This is a genomic window from Psychrobacter faecalis (genome assembly GCF_016107575.1).
GTDB classification, from domain to species: Bacteria; Pseudomonadota; Gammaproteobacteria; order Pseudomonadales; family Moraxellaceae; genus Psychrobacter; species Psychrobacter faecalis.
The window spans coordinates 77,721-84,076 of record NZ_JABAST010000008.1; the positions used below are offsets into that span (position 1 = coordinate 77,721).

A 6,356-nucleotide genomic window follows, 5' to 3' on the forward strand; every position below is an offset into this window, starting at 1 on the left:
CATCCCATGCTGTCCGACAGTTAGCTTTTGACGCAGCTAATAAAAAAAAGGAGCTGCATGTAACAGCTCCTTTTTATGCCGTGTGCGTGTGTTAGCTTTACTAGCTCACCGCCGTCACGCTTTGCCGTAGCCCCTGCTCAATGCTAGTCACGTCATTATTGGCTAAGCCATGATTTAAGGGCTCATGCTCACCTTGATGTTGACCAGAATCGCCTGTCTCGACTGGATAAAACTCTTCCACGACTGCAAATGCCTCATCACTATCAATCTCAAAGGCTGAGCTGACATAGCCAAGCTTCGCTGCTGCTTCTAACGCAGCTTGATCAAAGCCGTGTTCGCTAAGCTCCGTATCAATAGCTTGCGCGTTAGATACCGCATCTTTCAGCGTCACCCCATCACGCAAGGTCAAATCGACAAAGTAAATTGGCGTGCGATAGCTTTGCGTTGTGCTTTTACCTCTTAGGGTTAATTGTAGTGGTAAACACGACAGCTTATTGCCGGATACTGCAGCAAAGTAGCTGAGTCTTGCTGCCAGTGTGCGAATACTATTAAAGCCAGTCGTGCGAAAGATAAACGTGCCCAGCTCATCGTCCTCAGACAGATTGACGTAGAGCCTACCGTAAGATTTACAAGCACCGCCTTGCGCTAATGGACAGCGATCAGGTGATGGACACGGCAGTTGCTCAACGCCATTATTGGTTCGGCGCTGACACTGCTCACCGTCACCCACACATAGCGGTCTGCCCGTTTGCCGATCAAACAGTGTGTACTCAGCTCGCAGATTTAGTGTCGGATCATTAAACAGCATACGCACGGGTATTTGTCTGAGCTTACCGTCATTATTTGCGCGTAGTTTTTCGTCTAGTGGATGATTGATCCATCCGTCTTTATTTTGGACTTGGCTGGTGATGGTAAATTGATCGTCTTTGGCAGGCAGACACTTGCCATCTTTTACAATGACACGTCCAATGCTGATACGACCTAATACTGGTGGGGTTATGGTGAGACCTTTAATCATGGTGATATTCCTTATATGTTTTAGTTAGCCATAAAAAAGCCCACCTTTGATAGGTGGGCGGTTATGCGCTAGATTTGGTTTGTGTGTGTTGATTAGAATAGATAGCAGGTTAATCGTTTAAGACAACAAAACGACGACTACCCTGACGGGTTTTACTGAACTGAGTGAGTAGCTCAGGATGGGCTTTGATCACCGCCTTGGTATCTAAGCTTACGCTGTCCTTGGATCGTTTCCACGAGATAGCCCCTTTATCGAAAACCGCCACCTCATGGTCTTTGATCAGGCTTTGTAGCTGATGCTTTACCTGGTCATGACGCTGCTCTAACTCTTGCATGTAATCACGGTAGCTCAGCAATTGCTCAAATAGCTTGTTAGCGCCAGCATCATCTTTAAAGTCAATTTTGCTGTTAGGCTCAGGTTTGGGATAAAGCTGTTTTAATGCTCGAGCTGCGGATTCACTATGATCAGGGGTTGGTGGCGTGTCTGTTTGCACGTACTGCCAGAACAGATGCTCATGCTCCATGATGGATGCAATCAAGCGCTCGTCACGCTCAACCTTATATATCTTAGCCTCATGCCCACAAAGCAGCACGCAAATATGCGCAGCAGTTTTACCTGTGACCGCTAGCTGATGCTGGACTTGGCAAGTGACATATAACGGTACGCCTTGCTTCCATAATTTAGCACCATGTTCTCCCGCGGTTTTACACTCGAGTACCTGCACCTCGTCACTACCAGTAATGGCATAGTCTAAATTAGCCAGCATAAAGTGCTTGTCAGGATCAGGGTGCTGCAAGATGGCGTTTACGCGCCTGACTTTATTACCAGTATGTTCTTGATAGTACTTAGCCACCATCGGCTCTAGGGTATTGCCCCAATACAGTGGGGAATACCCCTCGATGCTCCCATCGATGTCTGAGCTCATGCGTCCTGTCTTAATCATCCACAGCTCAAGCATGGATAGGTATGGGTGGATACCACAAGCGGCAGCGGCATCAGAGCTGCCAATGCCTTGTCTGCGTACTTGTAGCCAGTCCTCACGGCTTAAGTCTTTGGTATTAACCAAACGCTTAGCCGTGGTTGACGTGCTTACTTGAGCAGGTTTGTCAGTGGTATCCATATGCTTGGTTTTCACCACTGCTGGTTTACGCTTCACAGTAGTGCGTTTGGCCTGTCTTGGCTGAGTATGGGTGTTTAATGCGATCATGTTCATGGTAAATTCCTTCGTTAAATTGGTTATTGGTTTTTAGTTGTTTACTGATTAATGAGAAACAAACGGCATAAAAAAACCACGCTCGAAAGCGTGGTTTAATGTATTGAACGTACTAAGCGTCTTTAAGCAATCAGTGCAAAGGCTGCCTCTAAGCTTTTGTCTTTGAGCTTAGCGCCTGCACCGAACCATGCTGAATCGAGCCTATGATCTGTCGACATGGCACGGCGCTCATGATCCACGTACTCTGTCATTGCTGATAGCAGCCCATAAGCGGTGTCACGCGCTGAATCCAAATCTGCACCGCGACCTTGGCCGTTAAACATGTTCATCACCTGATTCATGGCACGGGCATTGGGCACCGCATCCTTTTCTTTCTTAGCGCTATTAAACAGAATGATGTCGTTGTCCTGATCGTTGAAGACACGATTCAGGTAATTGGCGGCTTCTGCTTGGGTTACACGGCGCTGGGTTAACTGCTTCATCTCATACATGTGTTCATTCCACTGCTGAACAGAAACGCCTAATTGCTGCTTGACCTTGTCCGCATCAAAGGAGGTGCTATGCGGTACTTTTACCACGCCACCACTGCCGTCAGCGAGGCTAATGGCTAGCGTGTTATTACACACCACACGGATATTGGTAAATTGTGCTGTAGTCGCAAGCGTGCCGTCACAAGCAGTGGCTAAGAGTAGATAGCCGTTACTGACATCACCGCCTTTGAGAGTCATAGACTGACCTGTACGAGCGAGTGCCCACATCTTACGACCACCCTTTAATACCCCTGCCGTCTCAAGCTCAAAGTGCGATTGTTCAGTGAGGTCACGATAAAACTCTAGAATCTCACGGGGCTGTACTTCTTGATAGCGTTGACTGACCACTGATAATGGCTCTAGGTTATCTGAGCGGTACAACACCTTATTACTGTCAAAAGGCATGATCAGACTTTGCCCTTTTTCATTGCTTGCCATGTAGCTGACGTCTGAGGATTCAATACGCCAATCCATACCAGCCTCACGAGCCCAGACTTCAATAGGCTGATTCTTTGGTAGCTGACTGCCGAGACCGTGCCAAGGGGTGTCACCGACATAAGCCATATTTTCGATTAAATGTGCCATGATTCATTTCCTTTTAGGTTTAATTGTTTATAAGCATTAAGTAATGCAATGATTTATTAGTTGATGGTTAAGAAAACGTGCGTACAGTCATCACAGCGATGCTGCTTATTGATCAGCATCGGTAAAGCGCTATGAGGCTCTGCAAGCTCGATGACGGCTGCAATCGCAGTACCTGCAATCACACCGATCACAGGATGTACTTTGAATGATTTGCATAGACTGACACCAAGACCGATCAGTGCAGCGGGTGATAACAGCTCATCCACAAGCTGCTGGTTAGTACTATCAGTCATCACATAAACAGCGGACGACTGACAGCGTGGACATATTGGTTTCATAAGGGCTCCTTATTGCGCGCATAAAAAAGACCTGCACGAGGCAGGCCTTTGATGAGTTTGTAAGGATGAGCATTAAGACGCTAATGCTCGATCTCATGAAAATAGTATGTATTTGAAATTAGTTTGCTATGGGCTATGCCAAGTGTTACTTAACTCTTAGGGATAATCCCGCGACCAAAGCTACGCATGCTTGGCGTCCATGCTTTAAGACGCTGCTCGTACTTGTCAGGTCGAGTTAAGTACAACGCTGCATTAATAGCATTATTTACTTCTATAGTGTTGTCTCTATGAATCATACCGATACCAAGCGTCCCTTGACGCTTATAATTTTGTTTACGTTCAGAGGTATTACCATTGGTGGAGTAGCCTAAACCTTCTGTTATCTCAAGCCATTTCTTACCGACAGCATCGCCTAAATACCAGTCTTGCTGACGCTTATCACCGTTATAGATCAATAACAGGTGACAGTGCAAACTACCGTTATCAACACCTTGCTCTGTCGCCCAAGCATAACCCCTTAAATCCTCGAAACAGCCTTTACCTTTATCAGCGATCTTTCCAGCCTTTCTTTCCTTTTCTATTTCTCTATCTCTTTGAATAACCTTCATAAGCTGATTCATGAAACCTTGAAAAGTTTCAACGTCAACAAGGTGCGCAAACTCCATTTTTATTCTGATATCCACCCGCACGATAAGTACACGTGCGTACTTGTTTAAATAGTAGTTCATATATTTTGTAAGTGACTGGCTATTGCGCTGTTCTTGAAATGCGAAGTCCGTCATAGCCGTGGCATATTCATACTGGTAAAAATTTAGCGCCTGTAAAAATTTTTTTGTCGTACCCTCATCCCAAATAATTTCGTGAGGATAACAATGACCACAAACAATATAACAGCTGCCTATAAACCATTTTATCGAATTGGTATAAACCAATTCGTCGTTTAACAGAAATATCATTGGTCGATAGTAAAGATTCAGTTGCTCAATAATTTTTTGAATGCTAATTGAAGAATTAGGGGTAAGTATATCGCTCACGAGTTTGTCGACTTTAGCGACAACTGTCTCATGGCTTAAGTTCGGAATGATCATGTTATTGGCCTAAAGTTATACGTTCATAATCTTAGGCAGATGAGTAAATTATTATTTTTGGTGTAGATATATGGTCTCGTAGTATTAGGGTTCATACATATAATAATATTAATAACCGGATTTTGACGCTTGTGAATATCACGCTACAGCGCGACTTTGTTTTTTGAAAAACCCTACCTATGCGTGATTTTGCTGAGTGGGGAGTTGCGTATTGTTAGTTTGAGGAAAAGTACTAGCTATTGCTAGACTTCTTACAAAAGCAAGGCTTTATTATTTTTTATAAATTAATATAGAGCAATAACACAAACTTGCACAGAGATGTATCGATCCGGATTATACGGTAAGTATATTCAGAAGTATTGCTCAGATTGGCCGTTATGGATATAATATTCAGAATGGCCATTGAATTATCACGCGTGATAATGCTTTTCAGGGAAAAGGATTTTGTTCATGAGACACGATGATGATAGAAGTAATGATTTCCATGAAAGAAAAAATAGTTTTTCCTCAAAACTAGAAAGTTTAAGTCATAGGGAATTAAAGAGCCTTGCATTTTTTTATAATAATCGACCTGTTCTTAATTATGAATATGATTATAAAAAAATAGATAGTAGGGCTTTTATTGAATTAGCAGTACAAAACGAAAATTTTATCGAAGTAAAGAAATCTCTAGATTTAATGGAAAATAGATTTTTCATTGAAGAAAATTATTTTGAATGGTTGTATGAAGACTTAAGAGCTCAGATTTTTGTGTTGCTATATATAAGATCTTTTCTTCAATTGGAAATAGATAATAAAAATAAGTTTGGCCGTAAAGATGTTCTCGGCTATCTATATCCTCTCGAATATAGTGAAATAGTAATTAATGAGAGAGGGTCTATAGTTGAATTTATTTATGAGCTATTAGATTCTTATGTAATAGATGATGTATTTCAAGAAAAAAATAAAAAAATAAAAATAATGGAGAGAGCTAGATTGTTGTGGTCAGATTTATATAATCAATGTACCTATACAGATTGGATTAAAAATGCTGATGACAAGCAAGTCAGATGGTTAAAGAAATATCTTGAAGACAAGGGGATGTATATTAGTGACATCCAAGGTATAAGTTCAACTGAATATTTTCATATCGTATTATTATCAGCTCTTGATTTTATAGATATAAAACCTTTTATTCTGGAAGATAAGAAATATAAGGAGCCAGACTCAAAGAAGAAATTTATAGATAGAATGAAAAGGTCTTGGAGTCAGAAAGTACATCGCGACTCAGGAAGGGCAAAAAAACAATATCACCTACCGTTAGCTAAAAATACTAGAGATAGGTTAAGGAAGATGTCTATGGTCGGAGACGTGTCAGAATCGGATATTCTTGAAAGGTTAATCAACGAAGAGTATGGCTCAAAATACTTGGATGTAAATGATAGAGATAAATATTAGATTATGCTTTCATTCGACGCTGAGTAAATAGTCGCATGTTTCATAATAGCTCGAATGTTTAAGCAGAAATTTAATCTAAATAGCAGTTACACGGGAGTTTCCCAAACTCTGTGTAACTGCTTATAATCCACTAACAGGAGAATAAGC

6 protein-coding genes are annotated in these 6,356 nt (G+C 41.9%); 1 reads left to right on the plus strand and 5 read right to left on the minus strand.

The window, feature by feature from the left end:
* Positions 1-100 precede the first annotated feature (100 nt).
* The 5 genes from JFC07_RS04335 to JFC07_RS04355 all read right to left on the minus strand — a co-directional run bounded on the left by JFC07_RS04335 (position 101) and on the right by JFC07_RS04355 (position 4,772).
* Positions 101-1,018, minus strand: a complete 918-nt coding sequence (locus JFC07_RS04335; protein ID WP_198328274.1) for a recombination directionality factor — start codon at positions 1,016-1,018, stop codon at positions 101-103.
* Positions 1,019-1,127: 109 nt separating this feature from the next.
* Complete coding sequence (locus JFC07_RS04340) at positions 1,128-2,138, minus strand: YqaJ viral recombinase family nuclease (protein WP_227678256.1); 1,011 nt, start codon at positions 2,136-2,138, stop codon at positions 1,128-1,130.
* A 215-nt stretch (positions 2,139-2,353) separates the two neighbouring features.
* Complete coding sequence (locus JFC07_RS04345; RefSeq protein WP_198328278.1) at positions 2,354-3,346, minus strand: DUF932 domain-containing protein; 993 nt, start codon at positions 3,344-3,346, stop codon at positions 2,354-2,356.
* Positions 3,347-3,402: 56 nt separating this feature from the next.
* Positions 3,403-3,684 (minus strand): hypothetical protein, encoded by a 282-nt coding sequence (locus JFC07_RS04350; RefSeq protein ID WP_198328281.1) that lies wholly within the window; start codon positions 3,682-3,684, stop codon positions 3,403-3,405.
* 149 nt (positions 3,685-3,833) lie between these two features.
* Positions 3,834-4,772, minus strand: coding sequence for a YagK/YfjJ domain-containing protein (locus tag JFC07_RS04355; protein ID WP_198328283.1), 939 nt, complete (start codon positions 4,770-4,772; stop codon positions 3,834-3,836).
* Between the two features lie 450 nt (positions 4,773-5,222).
* On the opposite strand from JFC07_RS04355, the gene JFC07_RS04360 reads away from it, so the two are divergent.
* Entirely contained in the window at positions 5,223-6,209 is a 987-nt protein-coding gene (locus JFC07_RS04360) for a hypothetical protein (protein ID WP_198328285.1), read from the plus strand.
* Positions 6,210-6,356: the final 147 nt, after the last annotated feature.